The organism is Paenibacillus durus (assembly GCF_000756615.1).
Classification (GTDB): Bacteria; Bacillota; Bacilli; order Paenibacillales; family Paenibacillaceae; genus Paenibacillus_AQ; species Paenibacillus_AQ durus.
Genome location: NZ_CP009288.1, coordinates 3,490,735 through 3,515,974, shown reverse-complemented (window position 1 = coordinate 3,515,974; position 25,240 = coordinate 3,490,735). Strand labels below are relative to the sequence as shown.

23 protein-coding genes and 1 pseudogene are annotated in these 25,240 nt (G+C 52.0%); 15 read left to right on the top strand and 9 right to left on the bottom strand.

Going from position 1 to position 25,240, the window contains the following annotated elements; all coding sequences use genetic code 11:
- Positions 1-2: 2 nt before the first annotated feature.
- Genes PDUR_RS14880 through PDUR_RS14870 form a run of 3 tightly spaced genes read right to left on the bottom strand, consistent with a single transcriptional unit; the run spans position 3 to position 4,924 of the window.
- Positions 3-1,841 (bottom strand): DUF2194 domain-containing protein, encoded by a 1,839-nt coding sequence (locus tag PDUR_RS14880; protein WP_052410239.1) that lies wholly within the window; start codon positions 1,839-1,841, stop codon positions 3-5.
- 10 nt (positions 1,842-1,851) lie between these two features.
- Positions 1,852-2,745 carry a hypothetical protein gene (locus PDUR_RS14875; protein WP_042206950.1) on the bottom strand — a complete coding sequence of 298 codons (894 nt, stop codon included), beginning with the start codon at positions 2,743-2,745 and terminating at the stop codon, positions 1,852-1,854.
- Positions 2,738-4,924 (bottom strand): NAD-dependent epimerase/dehydratase family protein, encoded by a 2,187-nt coding sequence (locus PDUR_RS14870; protein WP_042206949.1) that lies wholly within the window; start codon positions 4,922-4,924, stop codon positions 2,738-2,740. Before PDUR_RS14870 ends, PDUR_RS14875 begins: the two co-directional genes overlap by 8 nt.
- 169 nt (positions 4,925-5,093) lie before the next feature.
- On the opposite strand from PDUR_RS14870, the gene PDUR_RS14865 reads away from it, so the two are divergent.
- A complete protein-coding gene (locus PDUR_RS14865) occupies positions 5,094-6,506 on the top strand; it encodes a DUF4832 domain-containing protein (RefSeq protein WP_052410238.1) in 1,413 nt (470 codons plus the stop codon).
- A gap of 100 nt (positions 6,507-6,606) precedes the next feature.
- On the top strand, positions 6,607-8,145 hold the full coding sequence (locus tag PDUR_RS14860) for a Ppx/GppA family phosphatase (RefSeq protein WP_042206948.1): 1,539 nt from the start codon (positions 6,607-6,609) through the stop codon (positions 8,143-8,145).
- Here the strand turns inward: PDUR_RS14860 and ppk1 are convergent.
- Positions 8,084-10,198 carry a polyphosphate kinase 1 gene (gene ppk1, locus PDUR_RS14855; protein WP_042206947.1) on the bottom strand — a complete coding sequence of 705 codons (2,115 nt, stop codon included), beginning with the start codon at positions 10,196-10,198 and terminating at the stop codon, positions 8,084-8,086. The two genes, PDUR_RS14860 and ppk1, sit on opposite strands and share 62 nt — an antisense overlap.
- A 338-nt stretch (positions 10,199-10,536) precedes the next feature.
- On the opposite strand from ppk1, the gene PDUR_RS14850 reads away from it, so the two are divergent.
- Positions 10,537-11,205, top strand: coding sequence for a 3D domain-containing protein (locus tag PDUR_RS14850; protein ID WP_156130470.1), 669 nt, complete (start codon positions 10,537-10,539; stop codon positions 11,203-11,205).
- 75 nt (positions 11,206-11,280) lie between these two features.
- On the opposite strand, the gene PDUR_RS14845 is transcribed toward PDUR_RS14850, so the two are convergent.
- Entirely contained in the window at positions 11,281-12,204 is a 924-nt protein-coding gene (locus PDUR_RS14845) for a polysaccharide deacetylase family protein (RefSeq protein ID WP_233277381.1), read from the bottom strand.
- Between the two features lie 237 nt (positions 12,205-12,441).
- Here PDUR_RS14845 and PDUR_RS14840 point away from each other — a divergent pair, with 237 nt between their 5' ends.
- The 7 genes from PDUR_RS14840 (at position 12,442) to mobB (ending at position 17,990) form a co-directional block, all read left to right on the top strand.
- Positions 12,442-13,146, top strand: a complete 705-nt coding sequence (locus tag PDUR_RS14840) for a dihydroorotate dehydrogenase electron transfer subunit (RefSeq protein ID WP_042206945.1) — start codon at positions 12,442-12,444, stop codon at positions 13,144-13,146.
- Positions 13,139-14,098 (top strand): dihydroorotate dehydrogenase, encoded by a 960-nt coding sequence (locus tag PDUR_RS14835; RefSeq protein ID WP_081949538.1) that lies wholly within the window; start codon positions 13,139-13,141, stop codon positions 14,096-14,098. Before PDUR_RS14840 ends, PDUR_RS14835 begins: the two co-directional genes overlap by 8 nt.
- A 32-nt stretch (positions 14,099-14,130) precedes the next feature.
- Positions 14,131-14,475 (top strand): prenylated flavin chaperone LpdD, encoded by a 345-nt coding sequence (gene lpdD / locus PDUR_RS14830; protein WP_081949537.1) that lies wholly within the window; start codon positions 14,131-14,133, stop codon positions 14,473-14,475.
- Positions 14,476-14,546: 71 nt separating this feature from the next.
- Positions 14,547-15,215 (top strand): PspA/IM30 family protein, encoded by a 669-nt coding sequence (locus PDUR_RS14825; RefSeq protein WP_042206943.1) that lies wholly within the window; start codon positions 14,547-14,549, stop codon positions 15,213-15,215.
- 110 nt (positions 15,216-15,325) lie between these two features.
- Entirely contained in the window at positions 15,326-15,832 is a 507-nt protein-coding gene (locus tag PDUR_RS14820) for a DUF4178 domain-containing protein (RefSeq protein WP_042206942.1), read from the top strand.
- A gap of 209 nt (positions 15,833-16,041) precedes the next feature.
- Positions 16,042-17,304, top strand: coding sequence for a molybdopterin molybdotransferase MoeA (locus PDUR_RS14815; protein ID WP_042206941.1), 1,263 nt, complete (start codon positions 16,042-16,044; stop codon positions 17,302-17,304).
- Positions 17,305-17,363: 59 nt separating this feature from the next.
- The gene (gene mobB / locus PDUR_RS14810) at positions 17,364-17,990 is read left to right on the top strand and encodes a molybdopterin-guanine dinucleotide biosynthesis protein B (RefSeq protein WP_233277380.1); all 627 of its coding nucleotides are present in this window, start codon (positions 17,364-17,366) and stop codon (positions 17,988-17,990) included.
- A 149-nt stretch (positions 17,991-18,139) separates the two neighbouring features.
- Here mobB and xerS read toward each other — a convergent pair whose 3' ends face one another.
- Complete coding sequence (gene xerS, locus PDUR_RS14805; protein ID WP_042206940.1) at positions 18,140-19,222, bottom strand: tyrosine recombinase XerS; 1,083 nt, start codon at positions 19,220-19,222, stop codon at positions 18,140-18,142.
- A 150-nt stretch (positions 19,223-19,372) separates the two neighbouring features.
- Here xerS and PDUR_RS14800 point away from each other — a divergent pair, with 150 nt between their 5' ends.
- The 4 genes from PDUR_RS14800 to PDUR_RS14785 all read left to right on the top strand — a co-directional run bounded on the left by PDUR_RS14800 (position 19,373) and on the right by PDUR_RS14785 (position 21,659).
- Positions 19,373-19,882 carry a GNAT family N-acetyltransferase gene (locus PDUR_RS14800; RefSeq protein WP_081949535.1) on the top strand — a complete coding sequence of 170 codons (510 nt, stop codon included), beginning with the start codon at positions 19,373-19,375 and terminating at the stop codon, positions 19,880-19,882.
- A 184-nt stretch (positions 19,883-20,066) separates the two neighbouring features.
- Positions 20,067-20,687 carry a TetR/AcrR family transcriptional regulator gene (locus PDUR_RS14795; protein WP_042206938.1) on the top strand — a complete coding sequence of 207 codons (621 nt, stop codon included), beginning with the start codon at positions 20,067-20,069 and terminating at the stop codon, positions 20,685-20,687.
- Between the two features lie 28 nt (positions 20,688-20,715).
- Positions 20,716-21,192, top strand: coding sequence for a flavodoxin domain-containing protein (locus tag PDUR_RS27335; protein WP_052410236.1), 477 nt, complete (start codon positions 20,716-20,718; stop codon positions 21,190-21,192).
- A 17-nt stretch (positions 21,193-21,209) separates the two neighbouring features.
- On the top strand, positions 21,210-21,659 hold the full coding sequence (locus tag PDUR_RS14785; RefSeq protein ID WP_052410235.1) for an AbrB family transcriptional regulator: 450 nt from the start codon (positions 21,210-21,212) through the stop codon (positions 21,657-21,659).
- Positions 21,660-21,857: 198 nt separating this feature from the next.
- On the opposite strand, the gene PDUR_RS14780 is transcribed toward PDUR_RS14785, so the two are convergent.
- Together PDUR_RS14780 and PDUR_RS28175 are read right to left on the bottom strand one after the other, a co-directional pair.
- Positions 21,858-22,700, bottom strand: coding sequence for an aldo/keto reductase (locus PDUR_RS14780; RefSeq protein WP_042206937.1), 843 nt, complete (start codon positions 22,698-22,700; stop codon positions 21,858-21,860).
- A gap of 27 nt (positions 22,701-22,727) precedes the next feature.
- A pseudogene (locus PDUR_RS28175) lies at positions 22,728-22,914 on the bottom strand (MFS transporter); the annotation flags it as partial.
- A gap of 140 nt (positions 22,915-23,054) precedes the next feature.
- On the opposite strand from PDUR_RS28175, the gene PDUR_RS14775 reads away from it, so the two are divergent.
- A complete protein-coding gene (locus tag PDUR_RS14775) occupies positions 23,055-23,450 on the top strand; it encodes a winged helix-turn-helix transcriptional regulator (RefSeq protein ID WP_042206936.1) in 396 nt (131 codons plus the stop codon).
- Positions 23,451-23,883: 433 nt separating this feature from the next.
- On the opposite strand, the gene PDUR_RS14770 is transcribed toward PDUR_RS14775, so the two are convergent.
- Positions 23,884-25,134 carry an MDR family MFS transporter gene (locus PDUR_RS14770; protein WP_042206935.1) on the bottom strand — a complete coding sequence of 417 codons (1,251 nt, stop codon included), beginning with the start codon at positions 25,132-25,134 and terminating at the stop codon, positions 23,884-23,886.
- Positions 25,135-25,240: the final 106 nt, after the last annotated feature.

Genomic DNA, 25,240 nt, shown 5'->3' with positions numbered 1-25,240 from the left:
ACTCATGCCTCGCTTAACTGAATTGTGAATTCGGCTTTTCGGACGGTAATCAAGAAGATGCCGTCGCCGATTTTATCTGCAGAACAGCCCGACAGGCTCCCGACTTTTTTACGGGTCCGCAAGATAAAGTAAGACTCATTCTCAAAAGGCTTCACCGAGCCTTTAATGGAGCCGTCTTCCTGCTGCAAATCGACTCGACTTGTCAGCGTATTCTTCATATCGATGGCCGCTTCCATTGAGGTCTGGGCGCGCATCCACGGGTAGCGCTCGTTCAATCCGGACATCATCTCGGAGAAGGTCTTGTACATGCTCTCCCAGTTCATGTTCTTATTCCGCTCGGCGTCAAGAACATCATCGGGATGGATGAAGTGGGAGAAGATTCCGTTGGCCGTCAGCACGCTTGCCGCCGCCCATCGTTCAAACGGGGTGGATTTATAACCGGATGTGACCCGCGGCATCTCCATAATTCCGTCCTTCGCCAGCTCAAACTCCTGCACATACGATACTCCGGCTGCATCATCCGGAAAAAGAGAGGCGATCACAGATAAATTCTTCCATCCCGCTTTGATCGCTTCGCGTCCTTCCGGGCTGAGCACGTTGGACGGGGGCACGTACGTGAACATCGTATATTCGGGAAAGCCTTGTTTGGCGTAGCTTACAGCCTCTTGAATCGACTGCGACATGTCGCCTACGCTGTTCCAGGGCTGGTAATCGAACGCGGCGCTGGTATCTTGATCCAGCGTAAGCGACTGATGATTGTATCCGTGCAGACCGATTTCACCGCCGCTTTTGATAATTTCCCTGCCGTAGCTGATCAGTCCGTTAGGGTCGGCATCGGATGGCGAATCAAAGGGCGGAGTCACCCGATTCTGGTAAGACTCAATCAGCACTGCCGTGTACTTAATATGATTTCGTTTGGCAATTCCAAGCATGTCCGGCCACCATATTTCCTTAAAGAAGCCCTGCCGGTTTAACTTGTACGTCTTGTAGATCGCATCATCAATCAAGCTGCCATACGGCGCCGGCCAGTCATCGATATAAACCACCTTTGAATTGAAGACAGGATAGATGAAGTCCGGCATCATGATGGAGATAGCCCCGGCAATCAGTCCGCGGTTGATCTTCTCCTGAAGCATCGTGCCATTAAACACCATAATTGACCCTTCCCCGCTTGGCACACTCCATAAGAGCGGCATTCCAGCCGAGGTTGCAGCATGCACGGTGACCGAAGAATCCAGCTCCACCTGCATCACCGTATTCAAGATAAATTTGTCATCGATATGCAGCCCGGATTCTCCAATCAGTACCTCACCCCGCAGCTGCACCCCGGTCTCATCCTTATAATTCCCGGCGTTCAGGATGCCCAGCTTTCGATATAATCGGTAAAACGCATCGTTTCTCTCCGGCATGGAGGTTAAGAATACATGCCCTCCCTGTTCCGCATAGCTGGTCAAGACTTCCGGACTGCCAATTGAAGAAAGGTCCCTGACCGTCAATATGACTGCGGCGCAGCCTGAAGGCTGCAGCTTCTTTTTGCTCAAATCAGTTGTGACTGCTTCCTTCTTCATATAACCCAGCGTGCGGCTTGCCTGCATATTGACTTTGGCGCTGAATTCGTCACTACTTACATAGGCGAGACAATATGGGGGGCCGGACTGCGGGGAAGGAGAGGAGGCGGAGACCGCTTCGGCCTTCCAGCTCTCGGTCAAATTCTCGTTATGCCGGCTGTGGCTGAACTGCTGGAAATACTGGGTTTGCGTCAAGTACATGACAAAGGCCAGCAGGATGATAAAGATGATGATGCTGTAAATGCGGGTGTTCAGTTTCATAGGCTGCTTCATTATATTTCCATTAGGCTCCTTCCGACCAGAACCGGACTAATTTCAGAGCATCGTTCGACAGTCGAACGGGGGATTGCTTAAGCGCCTGAAGAGCCTGGTTGAACCTTTGCGGCGATCTTAGAGTAAAATAGAGATTCATCTGTGCAAGATAGGATTCCTCGCGATGCGGAAACCGCTCCATCATTATGGCTGACGCCTGCTCTGCGGACAGGTAATTCCCGAGCTCCAGCTCAATCCGCATTTTCTGCTCATACGCTTCGAATGCGTCAGGGTCAGCCTCCGTCCAGTGCTGCAGCACTTCGGTAAGAGAATACTTGAGCTGCATCACCGTGCTTCGATCCAGAAATCCGCTTCGTATGTAATTCTGCAGCACCTCGGCGTAGGAGGCCAGGAAATGGGCATCATCCCGGCTCGTCTCATAGCGGACGGAAAATTCCTGCAACGAATGATTTAGCTTGCGCTTAATCTCCACGACTGCGCTAACCGCATAGTGGGAGGTTTCGGTGTCCTCATTGCCGACAGCCATGCGCAGCACTTCCAAATATTCAGTCGCATCCTGCTTGAGCAGATCAATCATTGTCCGGCGGCGCGAGGTTAAATCGTTAACCAGCAGCGCTTCTTCGAGCGGTACAATATTCAGTTCCTTTTCGTCCTCGGACAAATGTGAAACTTTGAGAGGATCGGCTTGCTCATCCTGGCGGAGGTATGATTCCAGTGTTTGAATTCGCTGCGATTCATCGGACTGGCGCCTCTGCCGCCAAAACAAAGGAAGCAAAAAGCCGATGAGCGGAAAAGCGGCCGCAAAGGCCAGCCTAACTGCCGCTTCAGGCATTGAACGGCGAAAGCGCAGGAAGAAATAGCAGGCGCAAGCCGCGATATACGTTATATACAGGAACTTATACATAGAAGGATTCCACTCCTTCTTGCAGATGCACGCCTTTTTCCGATAAACGGTCCATGACAAATTGGGCATCCTTCTGGTTGGAGTTGCTTAGCAGGATTAGCAGCTCTCCGTCTTCGGATAGACCCAGATAATCGGTCTCGCGCAAGGAAGTGTGGATACGCTCGGCCAACTCGGGAGACGCATTCCGAAATCCGGTGGAGAGCAGCACATAATCAACGCCGAACCGCTCGCTGGCGGCCTGCTTGCTGGCCAGGATGCTTTTGAAAGCCTCTGTTCGTAAAATCCGGCCGTCCACCCCGTCTATATACCTGCGGTCAGCTGCGGCTTCAACGTAGGCATGCGCGCGCGACAGCGAGGAGGATATGAGGTCCACAACCGTCTTGAACAGGTTCTGATAATACTGGGTGAAACGGCTGAATTCGACAGTATGTACGGATACGACGGCAACGACTTCTCCGCTGCTAAGGACCGGAGCGGCAAGCAGGGGAAGCCCGGGCAGCAGCTCCTTATTGACATATAGACGTTTGCTATCCAGCAGGGACTTAATATGTGGATGCTCCTCCACTTTCAAGGAACGGGCATCCGCCAGGGAAGCGCCGGAGGAATGAGCGGCCAGACGCAAATATTGCTTGGATTTGTTGACGGTATAAATGCTGACCTGATCAGTCCTCATGATTTTCTCGACCACGCCGACTGCCTCTAGGAAGATTCTCTCCGGCTCCAGACTTTCCAGCTCCCTGGTCACCGCGTTGATTTTGCCGAAGCTGTCCTCGGTTGCCCTGATTTGCTGTTGAAGTTCGTCTTTGACTGACCGGGTATCCTCATACACCTCATACAGAAATGTGTATTTTTCACCAGACTGAACCAGCTGCCGCTCAGCGCGGTTAAGCTTATTGCTGCGGTGCTCCACGCTGTAACCGACGACAAGACCGATGAATAGATACAGAGCCATTTGGAAGAACAGGGTCGTATCATACAGCAAAGAAAGCAGGTCGCGGCCGTTGTCCAGCTTCTCCTGAATGAACAGGATAACGGACAGCATCACGGCAAGCATGGACTGGCGGCTGCCATACAGAATGCCCATGACGATAATATAGAGAAGCTTTAAATCAAGTCCGGCAGATTCTGTGATTTCCAGAGGGCTGCCGATCAAGGCAAGCGCAGCAAATGCAATAAGATTCTCGGCATAAGGAAGCAGACGGTTCAGCTTCTTGCGCAGAGGGGAACTTGTCCTGGATACGGAGGGTTGTTCGGATTTCTCGCCTTGCTTGTCGGATTTCCAGTTGCAAGTTCTATGGAGCCCTTCATGCAGTGAGTATTTGGGAGCCCAATCCAGATCATGCATGATACGGCTGTTATCCAGCACTAGGCGATAAGCATCGCCTTCGCGGGGCGAAGAGTAGGTGATGCGCGCATCGCCGCCTTGCAGTATCTGAAGCTCATCAATCAGCTCATTGATCGAACTTTCCTTGCCTGCCGATAAATTGTAGACGCCGCTGACCGGGGAGTAGGAGGCCCTGAACATAGCGTCAGCGACATCCTCGACGTAGATGAAGTCGCGGGTCTGATTACCGTCGCCGTAGACTGTAATGCCGTGTCCTTCCATCAATTCATCCATAAAAATGGAAACCACACCGCCCTTGTCCTTGTTCCCCTGCCGCGGACCATAAACATTGGACATACGGAAGCAGACCGTATCCAGTCCGTAGATTTCCTGCCACTTGGCGCAGTATGTTTCTCCTATCATTTTATTGATCCCGTAAAGAGAGCGGGGGGAGAGGGGAGCGGTTTCATGTAAAGGAGCATCTTCTTTGATTCCATAGACTTCAGCCGAAGATGCAAAGATAAATTTCCGGACGCCATGACGGCTTGCCATAGTCAGCATGTTGGATAACCCGAGAACATTGGACTCGGTATCCTGAGGAGGAGATTCTATTGAAGCGGGGCCGCCGATTTGCGCGGCCAGGTGGATTACAGCATCGAACTTGTTGCTGCGGAACACTTCCTCGCATTTAGGATCATTAATCGAAAGTATATATCCTTTGTGCGGAAATTGGATATTGCGTTTGCTTCCCGATGATAATTCATCAATAATGTAGACATCATAGCCTTCTTTGTGAAAACGGTCGGATACATGAGATCCGATAAAGCCGTAGCCCCCTGTGACTAACACTTTCATCCTGCTTCTCCGTTCTATGGTAAAAATAATAGACTTTGCACTCGCTCTTGCTGCCAACATTATACATCCTTTAGAACTATTTTGACTAGTTCTTTAGTATGATAGAGTCGAAGAGAAGACGAAATTTTGCGAACCATTGTTCATTATAATCAAAGCGAGGAATAATTGCATGAAAAAAAAGAAACAAGTCCTCACGGCAGCAAGCCTGATTGTGACATCGGCCGTATTGCTGCTGCTGTGCGGCGGGGCCATGACCGGCGGCCGGCAGCCCGCCATGGCAGTCCGTTATCCGGTGGAAACCGGAACCGTGCTGTACAATCCGTTTACAGGATTTACAGCGGACGCGCGGGACCCGGAGAGTGTGCTTCAACCGGTTACGCTTGTGCATGCCAACCTGACCTGGAGAGAACTGGAGCCGGAACCGGGAAAATATAATTTCGATGGCATAGAAGAGACCTTCCACTTTCAGTACTGGAGAGAGCAAGGGGTTCGGTTTGTGCTTCGGGTGGTGCTGGATTATCCCAGGGAGGACCGTCATCTCGACATTCCGGATTGGCTGTACAAGGAAACCGGAGAGAAGGGAACCTGGTACGATCTGCCGTACGGAAAAGGCTTCAGTCCTGACTACTCCAGTCCCCTGCTGACCGCTTCACACCGGAGGCTGATTGCAGCACTTGCCCAGCGCTACAATAACGATCCTGCCGTTGCCTTTATTCAGCTTGGCAGCGTCGGCCACTGGGGGGAGTGGCATACGATGAACTCCGGACCGGGCCGCATTCCTTTTCCGCCCCGAAGCATAACCGACAAGTACATAGAGCCGTATGTCCAATTTTTCAGCAGTAAGCCGCTGCTGATGCGCCGGCCGACAAAGGCGGCGGCACATTATGGAATGGGACTGTATAATGACGCTTTCGGCCAGCATGATGCGACTATTGACGAATTCCTGAACTGGTACACAAACGGCTACACCTCCTGGCTGACGAAGGATAGGGAGCCGGCCATGCGGGATTTCTGGGTGAAGTCACCCAGTGGAGGCGAATTCTCTGGAGATCCGCGTGTCTTTTTTGCGGACGGGAACCTGGAAGAAACGATCCGGCAGGCCAGGTTAACCCATGTATCCTGGCTTGGTCCTTCCGCGCCTTGGGATGAGGAGCCCGGGGGCCAATTGCAGGCGAATATCGACCGCTTTCTGCGCACCATCGGCTACCGCTTCGTCATCCAGAAGGCGGTCTACGAAGAAAAAAGAAAGCCGGGCGAGACGCTGCATGTCAAGCTGATCGTAGCCAATCGTGGAACGGCGCCCTTTTACTTCAAATGGCCGCTGGAGATTTCACTGGCGGACGAAGAGAGGAACGTCAAAGCTTCCGTCCGCAGTTCTACAGATATCAGAACCTGGGTACCGGGCGCAAGTACAGCCGTCGTCCACCTGAAATTGCCGGGAGGGCTTCCGGGAGGGCGCTATACGGTGTTGGCTGCTATTCTAGACCCGGCTAGCGGGCTTCCAGGCGTTGACTTTGCCATCAGCGGCCGCCGGCCGGACGGGCGTTTCCCGCTGGGAATCGTTACGATTGCTAACAATTAAGAAGCGGGATCGTTTAGAAAAACGTTAAACGTTTAAAATGTAAATATGTATCCGGAAGATGTATAATTATGCTCAGTGATAAATAAAGGGGAAACATACTATGAACAACGACCTTAGCCGAATCGGTATTATCGATATTGGTTCCAACTCCATCAGACTCGTCATCTACGAAACAACGCCTGAAGGCGGATACCGGATTATCAAAGAATCTAAATATTCCGCCCGTCTGAGCGAGAAGATCACCAAGGAGGGCCGACTGGAACGCGAGACGCTGCAAGCCATTGTTCCGGTCCTCCTGCAGTTTAAGATGGTCTGCCGGGTATACGGCGCGGCCCGGGTCCGCGTTGGCGCAACGGCTGCGATCCGGAATGCGGCCAACTCCAAAGAGATTACCGCGTTTCTCTCCGATGCAGCGGGGATGCAGATCGAAATCATCAGCGGGCAGCAGGAGGCCTATTTCGGCTTCCTCGGCGTCATCAACGCGTTCGATGTCCAAGACGGGTTTGTCATCGATATCGGCGGCGGCAGTACAGAGATTACGCTTTTTCAAGATCGGAGCTACCGGCACAGCATTTCCTTTCCGTTCGGAGCGGTCAATACCAATGTGATGTTTGGTCAGGGAGGCAATTGGAGCGGGGAGCACGTGCGTAAGCTGGAAGCGTTCGTTCGTGAGCATCTTGCGGATTATGAATGGCTCAGAACCGGAAAAGGACGGCCATTATACGGCCTTGGGGGAACGCTGCGGACGCTTGGCAAGATAGACCAGAAGGGGCGCAAATATTCCCTTCCCAATTCTCATGGATACACAATGTATAGCGAGACAATTAAAAAATTCATGGAGACGCTGCCGGCGATGTCATACGACAAGCGAAAGAATCTCGACGGCCTGTCCAAGAGCCGGGCTGACATTATCGTATCGGGGCTGATTATTTTTCATACCGTATACCAGTATATTGGAGCCGGACAGGCAGTCATTAGCGGAGAAGGGCTGCGTGAGGGGATGCTGCACGATCTGCTGGAACCGGATCACCCGGTACGCGCAAGCACGCTGGAGTACAGTCTCGGAACGCTGCAGCGTTTGAACAACGAGGCTTCGGCCGATTTTTTAAATGATGTCCATAAAATCGCGCAGAGCTTATATAGGGCCCTCAAAGTCGAAGGGGATGCGAAGGAGCAGGAAATGCTCATCTATGTATCGGTGATGCTCTACCGCGTCGGGGCCAATATTAATTATTACCAGTCCAAGCGGCATACCCGCTATTGGTTGATGAATTCGCCGATCCGGGGTCTTACGCACCGCCAGCTCGTTCTGTGCGCCATGATCGCCTCATACAGCACAAAAAGCCGGAAGCAGAAGCTGTCCACAGAGCATAAGGACATTCTTCTGGCTTCCGACGAGGAGTGGATACATAAGCTTGGTTCACTTGTTCAACTAAGCGCAGCCCTGGATAACAACGAGACCGGAATAAAACAGCAGATTAACCCCCGCTTGAATGGGGGAAGTCTTGATATCGAAATTCTGGGCAATCAGCGGCCTCTCTTAAAGCTGGAAGAGATTGACGAAGCCCTCAAGGTATTCAAGAATGCTTGGGGTCTGAAGGTAAAGCTTGAGCATATTTCCAACTCTCAACATTCATAGCGGCGAACTGGCTCCGAAAAGGAGCCTTTCCGTCGTTTGGCCGCTCATAGTTGCCGCTTGGCAGCAGGAAGCTAGATTTCTGATTGTCCCGCAGCGACATCTCCAAAATCTGGATCACCTGTTCACGGGCTGTCGTATCCCGGACAGGACACATTAATTCAACCCGGCGGGTCAGGTTGCGGGTCATCCAGTCCGCGCTTGACAGATACACCTCGGGATCTCCGCCGTTCTCGAAATAATAGATTCGGGAGTGCTCGAGGAAGCGGTCGACGATGCTGCGTACCGTTATCCGTTCGCTCAGGCCCGGGACTCCGGGACGAAGGCAGCAGACTCCCCGAACGATCAGGTCGATCGAAACGCCGGATTGATCCGCTTCGTACAAATCATCGATCACCTGCTGGTTGGAGAGAGAGTTCATCTTCGCGATAATACGGGCCGGGCGGCCGTTCGCTGCATGTTCGCTCTCCCGCTGAATCAGCTTCTTCAGCGAATTGCTCAAGCTGACCGGAGCGACAAAGAAGGAATTCCACTCACAATTGGCGGAATATCCCGTGATCTGATTGAACAGCTCGGAAGCGTCCAGCCCGATCTCGTAATGCGCGGTGAACAGACTGATATCGGTATACAATTTGGCGGTATTCTCATTATAATTTCCTGTCCCGATATGCACATAACGGCGCAGCTCATTGCCTTCCTGGCGCACAATCAGGGTGATCTTGGCATGGGTTTTCAGGCCGACCAATCCATACACGACATGGCAGCCCGCCTGCTCCAGCTTCCGGGCCCACGCAATGTTGCGCTCTTCGTCGAACCTCGCTTTCAGTTCCACCACTACGGTTACCTGCTTGCCCGATCCTGCCGCGCGCGCGAGCGCGGTAATGAGCGGCGAATTGCCGCTGACCCTGTAAAGGGTCATTTTGATCGCCATGACCTGATCGTCCTCGGACGCCTGGGTAATAAAATCGACAAAGGACTCGAATGATTCATAAGGGTGATAGACCAGAACGTCGCGTTCCCGCAGCACCTGGAAGAAATCCTCGGTTTCTTCGAACTCAGCCGGGTAGACGGGCTCGACCGGGGGATAGTTCAGGGAGCTAAGCCCCTTAAAGCCTCCGGCAAACTGGCGCAGAAATCCGAGATCGAGCGGACCGTCAATCTCATACACAAAATGCTCGGCTTCAAATTCGGCCTGCAGCTGCTCCAGAGCGTACGGGTGAATGCCTTTTTGGACTTCCAGTCTGACCGGCGCGCCGCGACGGCGCTTCCGCAGTTCCTTTTCAATCTCCTCCAGCAAATCCTCAGCGCCTTCCTCGTCAATGCTGAGATCGGAATTTCGCGTCAGGCGGAACTCATTGACGGCGACCGGATGATAGCCGCTGAAGAGCGTTCCGATATGGGCGCGGATGACATCCTCGATATAGACGAACTGCCTCCGCTTGCTGTTGGCGCGATGCGGGAGAGGAATACAGCGCGGCAGATTGGACGGGATTTGCAAGATGGCGAAAAAGAACTCTTCATGCTCTTTATGCTTTTTCGTCAGAACGACGGCGAGATAAATAAATAGGCTGTGGACAAGCGGGAAAGGCCGGCTCTGATCCACAGCCATCGGCGTTAGAACGGGGAAAATGATATCCCGGTAATATTGCTCTATTGCGGCTTCCTGGGCGTGAGTCAGATCCTCGTAATCGACAAGAATGATGCCTTCCTTGTTAAGACTCCGGGAAATATCCCGGAAGGTCCGGTATTGATCGGAGACAATTTTTCCGACACGCTTGAACAGGCGTTGGTGGAGGCCGGAAGGAGTATAGCCGGTAAAGTCTTTTTTCGTATAGCCCGCACGGATTTGATCCTGAATACCCGCAACCCGCACACTGATGAATTCATCCAGGTTGCTAGAGACGATGCCAAGAAATTTGGCCCGTTCCATCAAGGGGTTATTCGGGTCCTGAGCTTCCCTCAGTACGCGGCGGTTGAACTCAATCCAGCTCAGATCCCGGTTCAGATAGGCAGCGGACGGACTGTTGTGAATGATGTTTTTCTCTTCTTCGCTCATGACTCCTCCAAATTTATAACCAATGGTCGATTCTGGCGATATCATCTTATTTTAACATACTGTGAAGACAATGTATTAATCTCCTTTGTTGATGGATATCCAGCCAATTCATCTTTATTCTACCTTTTGTGACAGCTTTGATTGTTAACGCAGTGTAAAATATTTAGGATGTGCCGCGCATTTCGACAAAATATTTCAAAGTGGTAACAATTACAAATGAAATGGTTACAAAATTGTGATATATTTAAAAATGTCGGGGCTGCTGAATGCAGCACATATGCCGACGATTGGAAAATACATAGAAAGCTTTTTTCGTGAAGGAAATAGAGGAGGAAGTTATGAAGTTCGGAATCTCATCGATAAAATCCGCCGCCGCCATTTTGGGCCTTGGGGCACTGCTGATCGCTTCGCCGGCGCATGCGGACAGGGTACACATTGCAGGGAAACAGACGACATTTTATGCGGTATCCCAAAAATACGGCGTGGATGTAGGCGCATTAATAAAAGCGAATCCGAATATTAACCCGCTCAATTTGTATCCCGGCCTGAGACTGGTTATACCTGATTCGGATTCGGGCGCATCCCCGGCTGCCGCAGGACCGAAGGCGTTAAGCAAAGCCCGGGCGGTACCGCTGGCCGCAGAGACGGATCTGAAGACGGTGGAGGCGTGGGGGAAGACCTTTAACTATGACAAAACGCTGCAGGTTAAAGCGTCTGCCTACTCCTCAGCCGCAAGCGAGAACGGCGGGTGGGGGGCCGTTGACTACTTTGGCGATCCGCTGAAGCTCGGGACGATCGCCGTCGATCCGGATGTCATTCCGCTCGGAACGAAGGTGCTGGTGACAGGGTATTCCCATCCCGGCCTGCCGAAGCGGGCTTTTGTGGCAACCGCCTCTGATAAAGGAAGCGCCATACAGGGCAACCGTATTGACATTTTCATACCCGGAAGCCAAAGCTTCGTCTCCGAATTCGGTTACCAATATGTGCAATTGTATCTGATTAAGTAGCAGCTGATAAGAAACAAAGTCAGGCCGGGAGGTCCGCTTTGTTTCTTTTTTTGCATAAGTGAGCAGCAGCGCGTTCTATTTCTGTTCCGGCACATTCAGCATCTCGGGTACGGTAACAAAGGTGTATCCTTTGCGCCGGAGCGATTCAATAACATCAGGCAGCGCCTCAATGGTGCCCTTCAGATTGCTGCCTACACCGCCGCCTCCGTGCTGAAGGATGATGGACCCTTTTCCGGCACGCGACAAAATATTGTGCTTCACCTGCTGGCTGGACAATCCCTTCCAATCCAGAGAGTCGACATTCCAGTTAACCAGCTTGTAGCCTTGGGCTTCGGCCCATTTGAGCTGCTGTTCGGTTATTTCGCCATAAGGGGGGCGGATCAGCCGTGGTCTGAACCCGGCTATTTTATTGATGATATTTTCCGCGCGCATGATTTGGGAACGGAATTGCCGAAGGCTTAGCTTAGTAAACTGGGGATGGTTGTACGAATGGTTGCCGATGCTGTGCCCTTCACTCACAATGCGTCTAACAAGCGCGGGATGTTTGGCCGCCCGTCTTCCTACTATAAAAAAAGTGGCTTTCACCCGGTATCTCCGGAGCACATTCAAAATCTGCGGCGTGAATCTGGGGTCCGGAACGTCGTCAAATGTGAGCGCGATTTCTTTAGTTCGGGGGCCGTTCGTCTTGATCGCATTCGGGTATTTGCGGATAAGCTGTCCGAGAGTCAGCGGCGCTGCCGCCGGTTTGCTGGCGGGTTCCGGGTCCCTGTTTCGATTAAAGTTCCTTCCATTCATTGCGGCGCGGCATTCCGGAGAATCTCCGGCCGTCCCGGCGGCGCGGCACGCGATCTGGCTATCGCCAGTTTTGCTTCCAGTAACCGCGGCCGCCCTTCCCGTCCGAAGCGTATCCGAATCGGCCGAGCAGCCGGTGAGGCAGCAGATGAACGTACAAATAAGGCCCAAAATGATCATTCTGGCAAAGCGGACATTGATCATCATCTTGCGCTCCTTTCAAATCCGGGCATTAGTACGTTTGTTATTCCACAACCGGGAGCAAAACATACAAACTCAGGGACCTGTATTCATTATTTCTTGAAGCTTCCAATACGTGTATACTGTTAATAACGGATGCTTGCGGTTCTCGAAAATAAGATTAATGATTGTGAAGAAGATCACAGATTTTACTGTGCTTCTCAGGCATCTTTAATAAGATAAAATTTTAAGGAGCTTGATACAGTGGGGACGGTTATAAGTAACGAGCGGCTGGCGGATAATGTTTACCATCTCCGGGTGAGTGGAGAATACGGCGGCGAGATGGGTCAATTCTACATGCTGCGGGCATGGGGAGCCTATCCTGTCCTGTCCAGACCGCTGAGCATACATCAGGTGGCAGACGATGGCATTGAATTTTTGTATCATGTTGTAGGGGAAGGCACCGAGCTGTTCGCTCAGCTGACTCCCGGCGACTCCATTAATCTGGAAGGACCTTTCGGCAGCGGCTTTCCCGCAGTTACAGGACGGGTTGCGTTAGTCGGAGGGGGCATCGGCATCGCGCCGCTGCTGTATTGCGCCCGGGAGATTCCCGGCTGCGACGTATACCTTGGCTTCAGCCGCGAGCCTTTTCGGACGGAGGAGTTCCGTCCCTATGCGGCAAAACTAACGGTCGATGTCGGCGGTCTTATTTTAGATAATGTCGATTTTGCAGAGTATGACCATATTTTCGTATGCGGACCGCATCCGATGCTTAAAGCGGCCCAGCTTAAAGGGATCGCTGCGGCTACCTCGGGAAGTCCGGTGAACGTGTATTTGTCGCTGGAGAACCGCATGGCCTGCGGAATCGGGGCGTGCCTCGTCTGCAGCGTATCCTGTAAGGACGGGCAGCGGAAAGCCTGTGCGGACGGGCCGGTATTTTTGGCGGAGGAGGTCATATTCCATGATTAATATCGGAGATTCTTCATCTAGAAATACGGAAGCCGATTTGAGCACACGCATTGCCGGCGTCACGTTCAAGAACCCGATCGTCATGGCTTCGGGAACCTTCGGCTTCGGCAAGGAGTATGCCAAATATTATGATGTGAACGAACTCGGCGGCATTTCAGGCAAGGGACTGACGCTTCAGCCCAAGGCGGGGAACCAGGGAACCCGTGTGTATGAGACGGCATCGGGAATGCTGAACAGCGTCGGGCTGGAGAATCCGGGAGTTGCCGCCTTTTTGGACAAAGAATGTGCGTACTGGGAGACGCTGGACACCGTCCGGATCGTGAACCTCGGGGGAAATACTTTTGAGGATTACGTCGCCGGAGCGGAGCTGATTCAGAAGGACGCCGATACGCGCGGCCGCAAAGCCGTTGACATGATCGAACTGAACATTTCCTGCCCGAATGTAAAAGAAGGCGGGATCGCCTTCGGCATCCGAACCTGTGACGCGCGTGAGCTGGTGCGGGCCGTGCGGCAGGCGACGAGCCTGCCTCTGTCGGTCAAGCTGTCGCCGAATGCGGAAGATATCGCCGATATGGCGCTTATGTGCCAGGAAGAAGGGGCGGACGCCGTATCACTTATCAATACAATCTCCGGAATGAAAATCGACGTGCGGCGCCGGCGCAGCGTGTTCAACAATCTGTACGCAGGGCTGTCCGGTCCGGCAATTAAGCCGATCGCGCTGCGAATGGTGAATCAAGTGGCCAAAAGGGTGGATATACCGGTTATCGGTATGGGCGGAATAACCTCTGCGACAGATATCGTCGAATTCATTATGGCGGGAGCAGCCGTGGTTCAGGTGGGCACCTATAACTTTATGAATATGCGTGCGGGTCAAGACTTGCTTAGAGACCTCCGCCAGTTTATGATCGAAGAGAATATAGCTTCTCTGGATGAAATACGGGGTATTGTTTAACATACGGTTAATAAATAGGGGAGGGAATGCCCGTGTCTTCGGGAGCCTTTGATCCGGGAGATATCCTGTTGTCCGAAACGGCAGTGGGACAAGATATTCTGCTGCTGATTACAGGCGGAGTCCGGCATATTGGCGCTGCCAGCACCGCCTACGCCGGAGAGAATGGCGTTTCGGCGACGACTTCGGCCGTGCCCGGGCATAAGGAGCATACCATTAGCGAATCGGTCGCCGTCAAAGTGGCCGAGGCGCTGAACAGAACGGTAACGGTTGTCATGGGAATTCATTACGACGATCTCTCCAAAGAACAAATCGCACGGGTGGTAGAGATTGTAGAGCGCAAGGTAGAACAATATTTGGCGGATAAGCTTAAAAAATGAAACGCGCCCGCTTTTTCTTGCGTACATCATATCAACGAGCATTAATAAACCATCTTTTGGAGGAATGAACCATGTCGATTTTTAAACGATTGCGCGATTTAACCCTGTCCAATATCAATGCAATCATTGACAAAGCTGAAGATCCGATCAAGATGACCGACCAATACATCCGTGACATGACAGAGGACCTGGAGGATGCGGAGAAAGCGGTAGCCGCCCAAATCGCTATCGAGAAGAAATTCAAGCAGCTTTACGAAGAGCAGGAAGCGCTGGTGAACAAGCGCAACCAGCAGGCGCATACCGCTGCGCAGGCAGGCAACGCCGATCTCGCCCGCCGGGCTCTGGAAGAGAAGAAGACCGCCGAAGGCAAGCTGACGGAATACAAGACCAGCTACGACCAGAACAAGGCTTCTGCGGACAATCTGCGGGCGAAGCTGGAAGAAATGCGCAAGCAGCTGAACCAGATGAAGAGCAAGCGCGAGACGCTGGTCGCCCGCTATAATGCTGCAAAGGCACAGACCGAAATCAATAAAGCGATGAGCGGGTTCAGCTCCGATTCCGCTTCCGCCGGACTGAAACGGATGGAGGAGAAGATGCTCCAGGCCGAAGCGCAGGCGGAAGCAAGCAACGAGATGAGCACTCGGGGCAAATCGCTGGATGAAGAGTTCGAGAAGCTGAACAAGGACCAGGGAGTGGAAGACGAACTCGCCGCCTTGATGAAGCAGTACGAGAAACAATAACGGGTACTCCCGCATAGGTTAGCGGTTCGGGTATGCAGGCGAAGGAGAGACGGCGGCGCTGTTTCTCCTTCGTTTTGCACTGACGTGTTCATGAGAGGGAGGATACCTTGATGAGTATATGGAAGCGTATTGGCAATCTATTCGCGAAGGATGAACCGCCGCTGCGGGAAAAGAGCATGCTGCAGCTGGCGCCCGGCGATATTTGCGAAGTCTCGCTTGTCACCTACGAGGTGACGGGGCGTGTAAGCAATTTCAGCCGGAATGCAGCGCTGCTGACGCTTCGCGATGGCACGGCAATCGCCTATTTGCATATTGAGCAGAGGGAAGAGCTGCGATATGCGCTGTACAAGGCAATCGACGGTCGGCTGGATAGTCTGTCTGAGGTTCCCGCCACGATGGAATTGGATGATATCGTATATTATCTGGAGGAAGAGTATGAAGGCCATGTGTCAGCCGCCGGACAGACACCTTTTATGAACGCGGGCGACCAGCATGTCTGGCAGTACCAGTCGGATGAAGGGCAACTGCTCCGGATCGAATGGCAGAACGGGCGCTTTATGCTGTATGAAGGAGAAAAAATCATTCCCGGCGATGTGAGAGTAATCCGGGGCGCGTAAGCGTCCTGAATCCAAATTTGAAAGCAGGATAAAACGACAAGCAGGAATGCCTTCGCGTATTCCTGCTTTTTCTGTGTCTAAGCTGCCAATGCGTCGTCTGCTGGACTCGGAACATCACCCTCTGTGTGATACAATATAGCGAGAAATCTACGCTCGGCAATATTTGGGTGGTTGCATGAGATTGAGAACAGAATCGGGAGGGACAAGTAATGGCAAACCGGGAATCAGTAGACAATAAGTTTGGGCGAAAGGCGCTGCAGGTACAGGATGCTCAGAAGAGAATCCTGGCTTATGCCGTACGGCTCGAGAGCGAAACCGTTCCGCTTGAAGAGGCTCAGGGGCGATATTTAGCGGAGAATATAGCGGCTACGCATCCTGTCCCCGCATTCAACCGTTCGGGAATGGACGGCTATGCTGTAGTCGCCGCGGATACGGAGAACTGCCGCGAAGGCGGGACAGTGTGGCTGAAAGTAGTCGACAACATCCCCTGCGGCTCGGTGCCTTCCGGGGCGATTATCCCTGGAACGGCGGCGCGGATTATGACCGGGGCGCAGGTGCCGGATGGCGCCGACGCCGTCGTCATGCTGGAGGCGACGGAGACCCGCGAGCTTGACGGCATTCCCCATGTCGGCATTCACAAGCCGATTGCAAGCGGCCGCAATATAACACCACGCGGACTGGAGATAAGCGAGGGCGAGTCCGTGCTGCCGGCTGGCCGTAAGATTGCGGCAGGAGATATCGCCGTGCTGGCGGCGTTCGGCATACCCGGAGTACCGGTTATCCGCAGGCCAAAGGTCGCTGTATTCGCTACAGGCAGCGAACTGCTGGATGTGAAGGAGCCGCTTCAGCCCGGCAAAATCCGCAACAGCAACTCCCCGATGCTGGAGGCGCTGGTCAGAGAAGCAGGGGGCGAACCGGTGATGCTTGGCGCCATTGCTGACGATCTTGATCTTGCCCGGGGCAAGGTGCAAATGGCTCTGGAAACTTACGACCTGGTGATTACGACCGGAGGGGTTTCGGTCGGCGATTACGATATTATGGGCGACCTGGTACGCGAAGAAGCGGGGGACATGCTGTTCAATAAAGTCGCCATGCGGCCAGGCAGCGTCACGACGGCTGCGGTACGGGGCGGGAAGGTACTGCTTGCGTTTTCCGGAAATCCCGGTGCCTGTTTTGTCGGCTTCCAGCTGTTCGCCCGTCCGGCCATCGCTAACATGCAGGGGGCGGCAGAGCCATTCCTTCCGGAGTGGACGGTGATCCTTGGCGCCGACTATGCTAAGGTCAATAATTATACCCGCTTTGTGCGGGCCCGTCTGGAGGTACGTGACGGGAGCGTCTATGCCCATCCTGCCGTAATCGACGAATCGTCTGCCATGGTTACGATCAAGGACAGCGATTGCCTGATCATCGTCCCTCCCGAAGAACGCGGATTAGCCGCCGGGACGAAGGTCCGGGTGATTAGGCTGCCATGAGGAAGCCTTTGCGGAGCAGGAGAATGGACTCTGGCAGGGGATTTCGGCGATCCGGGTGTGTGAGGAAAACTTCTGCATCCGTGCCTTTGCCCGTTTCCGGCGCTCATGCGGACTTTCAAAGCTACAGTGCGGACAGGACCTTGGGGAGTGAGACATCATCCCTCCGGCCTGCGGTCTGCCAGGTTGTCGGCTACAAAAACAGCGGTAAAACAACGCTTATTTGCGAATTGATCCGGCTGCTTAAAGCCAAGGGTTGCAGCGTTGCCGTCATTAAACATGATGTCCACGGCTTTGAGACGGATCGGCCGGGAACCGATACATGGCGGCAGCGGGAGGCGGGGGCCGGGGCAGTCGCTATTACGGGGAATGAACAGTCCTTTATATTTGAATCCAGGAGCAGAGAGCTGGAGGAATTGATAAAGGCTTTTATGCATTATGATTATGTGCTTGTGGAAGGCTTTAAGGAAGAATCCTACCCCAAGATCGTGCTGTTACGGAATGAAGCGGACTTGGAACTGTCTTCACGGCTGTCTGGAGTGACGGCGTCTGCAATCTGGGGAGAACTTCCCGAGGTTATCGCGGAATATCTTCCGCCTGGGCAGAGGTGGTTTGGGATCAACGATACGTCCGAAATCGCCGAATTTTTATGGCGGGAACGAATCTTTTTTCAAAATTTCAATATATGAAAAATTCACAATAATAAACAACAAACCGCCGCATAATCCAGCATGTCCGCCAAAAGCTGTACCTGCTCAGGTCGCCTGCAGCTGTTCATCGAACGGAAAAAGGCGGCTTCCGCGCATCCTGGCCGGATACGGCGAAGCCGCCGATTGGGTCACGATTCGAGCCGCCGCTCAATGGCTTCGGACATCGTCTTGTCGGTCAAGTGGGCATATACCTCGGTCGTATCGGTGGAAGCGTGCCCGAGCTGCTCTTTGGTCTTGTAAATGTCGTTCTGCAAATAATAGTCGGTAGCGAAAGAATGCCGCAGCTTGTGAACGGTTAAGAAGGGCTTGCCAAAGCGCTTGGCGTACTTGATGATCATTGCCTGAATGGCGCGTTTGGTCATCCGCTTGCCTTCCTGGCTCCCGTTGGGCTTCGTCACGAACAGCGCCTTTTCCTTCTTGGGCGTGTTGTAGCGAGACTGCCGGAGGCTCAAATACAGCTGCAGATCATCCTTGGCCTGCTCGCGGAAGTATACAGGCGTCTTAAAGGTCTCGTCATTATGGCCTTTGCGGAACACATACAGCAGCTTGTTGTTCAGATCCAGGTCGTCCATATTCATATTGACGATTTCCGATACGCGCAGCCCTGAGTTAAGGATAAGACCTGCAATGCAGGCATCCCGTTCGCGGTTCAACTGGAAAGCGTAATACGCCTGCTTATTGCCTTCCACATCGCGTCCATAGCCATCTAGGATATAGCCGACAAATTCGAGCAGCTCCTCCTCCTCCAGTATTTTCCCCTTCAGTTTGGCTGCGGTATCCTTCGGCTTGTGAATGCGCTTGATCTCAACCTTCGCCATGATGTTGCGCTTCAGCAAGGGATAGAAGTTCTCGTCTTCGGCGATCTGGCTGAGATAATGAAACAGGGAGCGGAGGGCGGACAGCTTCCTTGAAACGGTAATTTTTGAATTCGTGCCTTCCGTTCGCGTGGTAAGGTGCAGCCGGTAGCTGACAATGCTGTCCATATGGAGTGTCTCCAGATCAAGCAGAGTAATCTCTGCGTTGCTTTCAGCCTGCGACAATCCTTCCGCGCGCAGCCAACCGAAAAAGGATTCATAATCCCGCACGTATTCCAGCAGGGTGGAGGGAGAGAGGTCCGGCAGCTTGTAATCGATAAACTGCTGTACGAACCAGGGCATCGACGGCAGCTTTTGCTCCAGATGTTTTCGATCGCTCAGTTTTTGAATGTTCATGAGGTCACCTTTATTCGAGATTCTTCGTTCTGCCTACTATTTTAACATGTTCCGGCTGGATTTTCTTTTGGCGGCCCGCCTTGCTCCGGATGGTTCAAAGTTATATCATGTGAAATAATAGCAAAAAAGAAACAAGCAGAGGTGAATCCTTTGGAACTTGGACTCGAACTCGTTCCTGCCGAACGGAAGCAGATGATCAGCAGACTGATGCAGTTCTATTTATACGACTTTACACGATATCTGGACCTGGATGTGAACCGGGATGGCGAGTACCCTGCATATCCGGGTCTGGATGCCTACTGGAACAGCGGCCATAACAAATATGCTTATCTTATTACTTGCGACGATCATCCGGCAGGCTTTGCGCTCGTGGACCGCCTGCTGCGAAGCAGCGAAGGACAGTTTTACATGACGGAGTTTTTTGTTATGCCCAAATACCGCCGTTCTGGGGTCGGAACATGGGCGGCACATCTGCTGTTCGATATGTTCCCCGGCGATTGGAAAGTATCCCAGATCCGCGCCAACTCGCCCGCCCGCAGCTTCTGGCACAGGGTTATTGGCGAATATACGAACGGGGCTTTCCAGGAAAGATACAATTCGCGGCAGGGCAACCCGAGCCAATATTTCAGCACCCTGAAAGTCGGCAGGGTCAATAAATAAACAGACAGGAGCAGGTACGGCAATCCGGTATTTAACCGGGTTGCCTTTTTTTCTGTTCAATCAGCAGGCTAGACATGGATAGGATAGGAAAAAGCTATTTGACAGTAATCCGGGCAAGTCTTATACTGAACACTGTTCAACGCATTAAACATTATTTAATAATATTTAAAGAGAGGCTCGAACCATGAAGAAACGACAAGAGCGGCAGGAGCGCGAGCGGGATGAGATGCGTCAGGCGATTTTGGATGCGGCAGGTCTCATCGCGGCGGAAGAAGGACTTGACGGCTTATCTATCCGGAAGATTGCGAAGCATATCGAATATTCGCCGGGCATTATTTATCATTATTTTTCAGGCAAGGAAGCCATTATTGAACAGCTGCTGAAGCACGGCTATCTGGAGATGGTCTCGGATCTGAATGCCATTAGTAATAAGGAGACACAGCCGGAGTTTGTATTTGCGCAGACGATGCGGCGTTTTATTGAGACTTCGCTTGCGGACGGCGTCCGTTACCGTGATATTATGCTTAACGAATCTCCTTCTGTTCTGTCCCATACTGCTGTGCTGTTTCGGGGAGCTGCATCGGAGCGAGAGGCGCTAAACTTGCTCTTCCGGCAGCTCTGCAGCTTCGGGCATCTGAAAGAGAAGGATGAAGATTATTTGGAGCGGACGGCCCAGGTGATCTGGAGCGGAGCGTTCGGGCTGATCCTTCGTCTGACGGTGGAGAAGGACCTTCCCGTGGAACAGAAAGAACGGTTAATCAATCATTATCTGGAGACGACGCTGGTTATGATTGGCCATTTATAAGAAATGTTCTTAGAGAGGAAGAAAGCCCATGAAAGCCATTATTCTCTATACTTCACGGCATGGCTGCGCCGAACAAGCGGCTCTGGCTTTGCGATCGCGGTTGGGGGAAGGGACGGAAACCGTCAACCTAATGCATAACTATTCGCCTTCCTTAGCCGGATTCGATACCGTTATTTTGGGCGGGTCCATATATTACGGGAAAATCCAGAAGCAAATGTCCGAGTTCATAGACAGGGAGCAATCCGGTCTGGCAGACAAGCGAATCGGTCTTTACATTTGTGCGGGCGAATCAGAGGATAAGGCCGGGCTGGAGCTGCTGCGTTCCTTTCCGGAGAGCCTGTGTTTGAAAGCCAAGGCTGCAGAAGTGCTGGGCAATGAAGTGAAATTCAGCAAGCTGTCGCTTGCGGAAAGGCTGGTCTACCGGGCGGTGACAGGCAAAAGCGGCGACAGGGGCCGATTATACACGAACCGGATCGAGAATTTCGTTTTCAAGCTGCTGCGATGAAAGAGGTTGTGATAAGGATGCAGAAACGATTACGAAATAATCCGAATGTCAGATTCGCTGTTACTCTGCTGACCGGCGCCATCGGAGGTGTCTTGTTCATGCTTCTGCGCCTGCCCATTCCTTGGCTGCTCGGACCTATGATGGCGGCGCTGATCGGTTCCAATGTGACAAAAGGCTATTTTGTCTGGCCGCCTGCGGCGAGGAATACGGGGATGATTATCGTCGGCTATACCATAGGACTCGCGATGACCGCGACGGCGCTCAAAGAGATCTCCATTGAACTGCCGAGCATGCTCATGATGACCTCGGCGTTAATCATATTGTGCGCCGGGATTGCCGGCGTCGTAGCCAAGCTGTCCGGGATCGACTACAAAACGGTGCTGCTCGGCAGCATTCCCGGCGGGTTGACCCAGATGATTATTTTGGCGGGTAAAAGAAGAAGGACAACGGAGAGGCAGGCGAAATAATCAAGGTTTAACATAATAAATATTATGTAAACCAAATGAGGTAATCTACGTTCCATTAGAGCTGCAAATACAGAATAATAGGATGGTTCACTAAATATGTTTGAAATTCATCATATGAAAAATTCAGAATAGAATTCATGCGGAATATAAAAAACCCCGCCTTTTCGCATGCTAAAAGCGGGGAGTGCTGCAAAGTAATTAGAAATCAAAGTTATCCGGGTCGGGACCGACGCGACGGTTTTGGTTCAGGTCATCGATTTGGTTCATCTCATCCTGAGTCAGTTCAAAGTCGAAGACCGAAGCATTTTCAATAATCCGATGTTCTTTGGTAGACTTTGGGATGGTAATGACTCCGTGCTGCAAATCCCAGCGCAAAATGATTTGAGGGACCGATTTACCGTATTTTGCGGCTATTGCTTGCAGAAGCGGCTGAGAGAGCAGCCCGCCCTGCATTAAGGGCGCCCAGGCTTCCAGTTGGATACCATGTTCCCGGGTGAAGCTAAGCAGTTCTTTTTGCGTCAGATAAGGATGGAACTCCACCTGGTTTACCATAGGCTTAATCTCGGCGTCCGCAAACAGGTCTTCCAGATGATGGATTTGGAAATTGCTCACTCCGATCGCTTTAACGCGGCCTTCTTTGTACAAAGTCTCCAGCGCTCTCCAGGCTTCCTTATATTTGCCCGCTACCGGCCAGTGGATGAGGTAAAGATCGAGATAATCAAGACCCAGCTTGCTCAGGCTTGTATCATAAGCGGCCAGCGTTTCGTCATATCCCAGATCGGAATTCCAGACCTTTGAGGTTATGAACAGATCTTCTCTTGAAAGATTGTTCTCGGACAGAGCCTCGCGAATGCCTTGGCCAACACCGCTCTCATTGCCGTAAATAGCCGCTGTATCGATACTGCGATACCCGTGCTTTATTGCCGATTTTACCGCTTCGACCAGCTCAGAGCCTTCCTCAACTTGAAATACGCCTAGTCCGAACCAGGGCATTTGAACGCCGCCTTGAAGTGTTACTTTGCTGTGCAGATTATGAATCATTTTGAAATCCTCCAGTGATCATATGGTCTATTTAAGAGCTGTTTCTGTTTCGGGAACCGAGTTCTTGTTTCTTACCAGCACCAGGCTCCAGGCAGTGAGCGCGGGCTGCGGCAGTTACCATCAGCGCGCCGATCCATGCCGTATAGATCAGTCCGAGCATATCCGCGATAATCCCGCCTAGATAAGCCCCAATAGCAATGCCCGCATTAAATGCGGTATTCCTATGTGGCAATTACCGGCCGGTAGTGTTATTATGTATCCAACGATTAATATTGAACAGTACGTACTTTTAAGTGCTATAAGTACTTTTTAGTACCCATAGAAAGACAAATTCTTTATGGAGGCAGATGAACAATGACTCAAAAGAAATATAATATTCCGGTAGAAGCGACCCTTGAAATCATCGGCGGGAAGTGGAAATGTGTCATTCTGTGCCATCTAACGCATGGTAAGAGACGGACGAGTGACCTGAAACGTCTAATGCCGGCAATCACGCAAAAAATGCTGACCCAACAGCTTAGAGAATTGGAAGAGAGCGGCATCGTCAACCGAATCTGCTACAATCAGGTTCCGCCCAAGGTGGAATATGAGCTGAGCGAGTACGGCTGGAGCCTTAAATCGATTCTCGATTCGCTCTGCGCATGGGGGGAGAGACATATCATCAAAGAATACGGCGACAAATTCGCGGTACTGGAAGAAAATATTTTGAACAAGCGTGAGGAGAAAGTATACAGCGAGCCCGTCCTCTAAGATAGTAATAATCGCTTCAGCTATAGGATTAGCCAGCCGTCCATTTGGACGGCTTTTATAATGGGGTGAGAATACACAGCCTTCGATCGACCCTGATGTTAATATTTAGACACATGAAAAATTCAGAATAGATTCGAGAGCTTAGTTTGATTGATCGGATTAATAAGTCTACATAATAAATATTATGTTAACTAAAAGCACGATTAGTACCATCCTCGAAAACAACTTACATATATCCCCTAATTTTGATCGCCCCTAATTTATGTTATTTCACTATATGAAAAATTCATAAAAGAAAAAAGAATCACTCATCACTTCCCTTGCCACACCGCCAAATCCCAAACATTCATCCCACCAACAAAACTTCCAGAACGGAAAAAGGGCGCCACAAGGCGCCCGTCCGAAATCCCTTTTTCAAAATTCTGGCCTATCGTCACCCTATCCGTTCGTTGTATTCTGCCCTATGTATTTTGGAGGATTGTTCTCTCTCCGTCAGACGGCGGTGCGCAGTAAAAAGGAAGGGTAGACCGACCGCTGTCATGAGAGCCAGCGGGATGAATATTGCGGGTCCGTGTTCCGGACCCAAGTGGTCAAGCAGCAGGCCGCCGAGAATCGGCGCCATCACACTGCCTAAACCGTTGAAACCGATGGTTCCAAAGTAAGTCCCTTTCCATTCCGGCTTCGCGACCCGGTCAATGAGCATGTCCATCATCGTGAACAGCAGCACTTCGCCAATCGTAAATAGCACGACGCTGAACATAAGCAGAGGCAGGCCGCCGGCCAGACCGAACAGGATCAAAGCTGCCGACACGAATACATTGCCGAGGATCAGCGGGACGACCGGGGGAAAATGGCGGGCTGTCCGCACAACGGGATATTGGACAATGAGCACGGTAATCGCATTTAGCGACAGCATGTAGGAGAAAGCTTTTCCGCCATCCGCAAAATGGGTGTTGAGCGCCAAATACTGCGCCAGTGTCGAGCCGAAGTGACCGTAACCTAACACGCAAAAGACCGTACCGAGGAGGATCGGCAGAAACACACGGTCCCTGCTTGTTACGGCGAGCGCTTCGCGCAGCCGGGGGGCCTTCGATACGGAACGCACCGGCAAATTCTTGCCATGGAGGGCGAACTGCAGAACAAGCACGAGTCCATAGGCAATATAGACAATGGCGGTGATCAGAAACGGAAAGGTCGACTTTGCCGAACCGAGCTGCAGGCCGATGATCGGACCGAAGACGACACCCAGATTTACGGCGGCATAACGCAGATTAAAGACCAGCAGCTTATGCTCTCCGGGCGTAATATCCGACAGCAGCGCCCTTGAGGTTGGCTCGAAGACGGCGCGGCATAACCCGTTAAGCGTATTGACAATCAGAAACACCCACAGATGTCCAGCCATAGCGAAGCCAACGAATACCGAGGCCCAGCAGAAAATGGAAGCGAGCATTACTTTTTTGCGGCCGATAATATCCGAGATGTAGCCGCCATAGAAAGATACCGAGACTCCGGCCAGCGAACTGACCGCTATAGTCAGCCCCGTCTGCGTTGGCGATGCGCCCAGTACTTTGGTCAAATAAATGGAAAGAAAGGGAATGCTCATCGAGGTGACCAGCCTTCCGAACATAGTCCCGATGATGATGGTCCATGCGAGGGGATGGACATGACGTAACGTTTGTTTCATAGAGTTTCTCCTTCAAAGCTTTTTCTTGTCATCCGGCTTGGGACATGGATATAATTGTAATACAAAAAAGGGGAAGGAAAAGTGAAATCTTACATGGAATGATTTC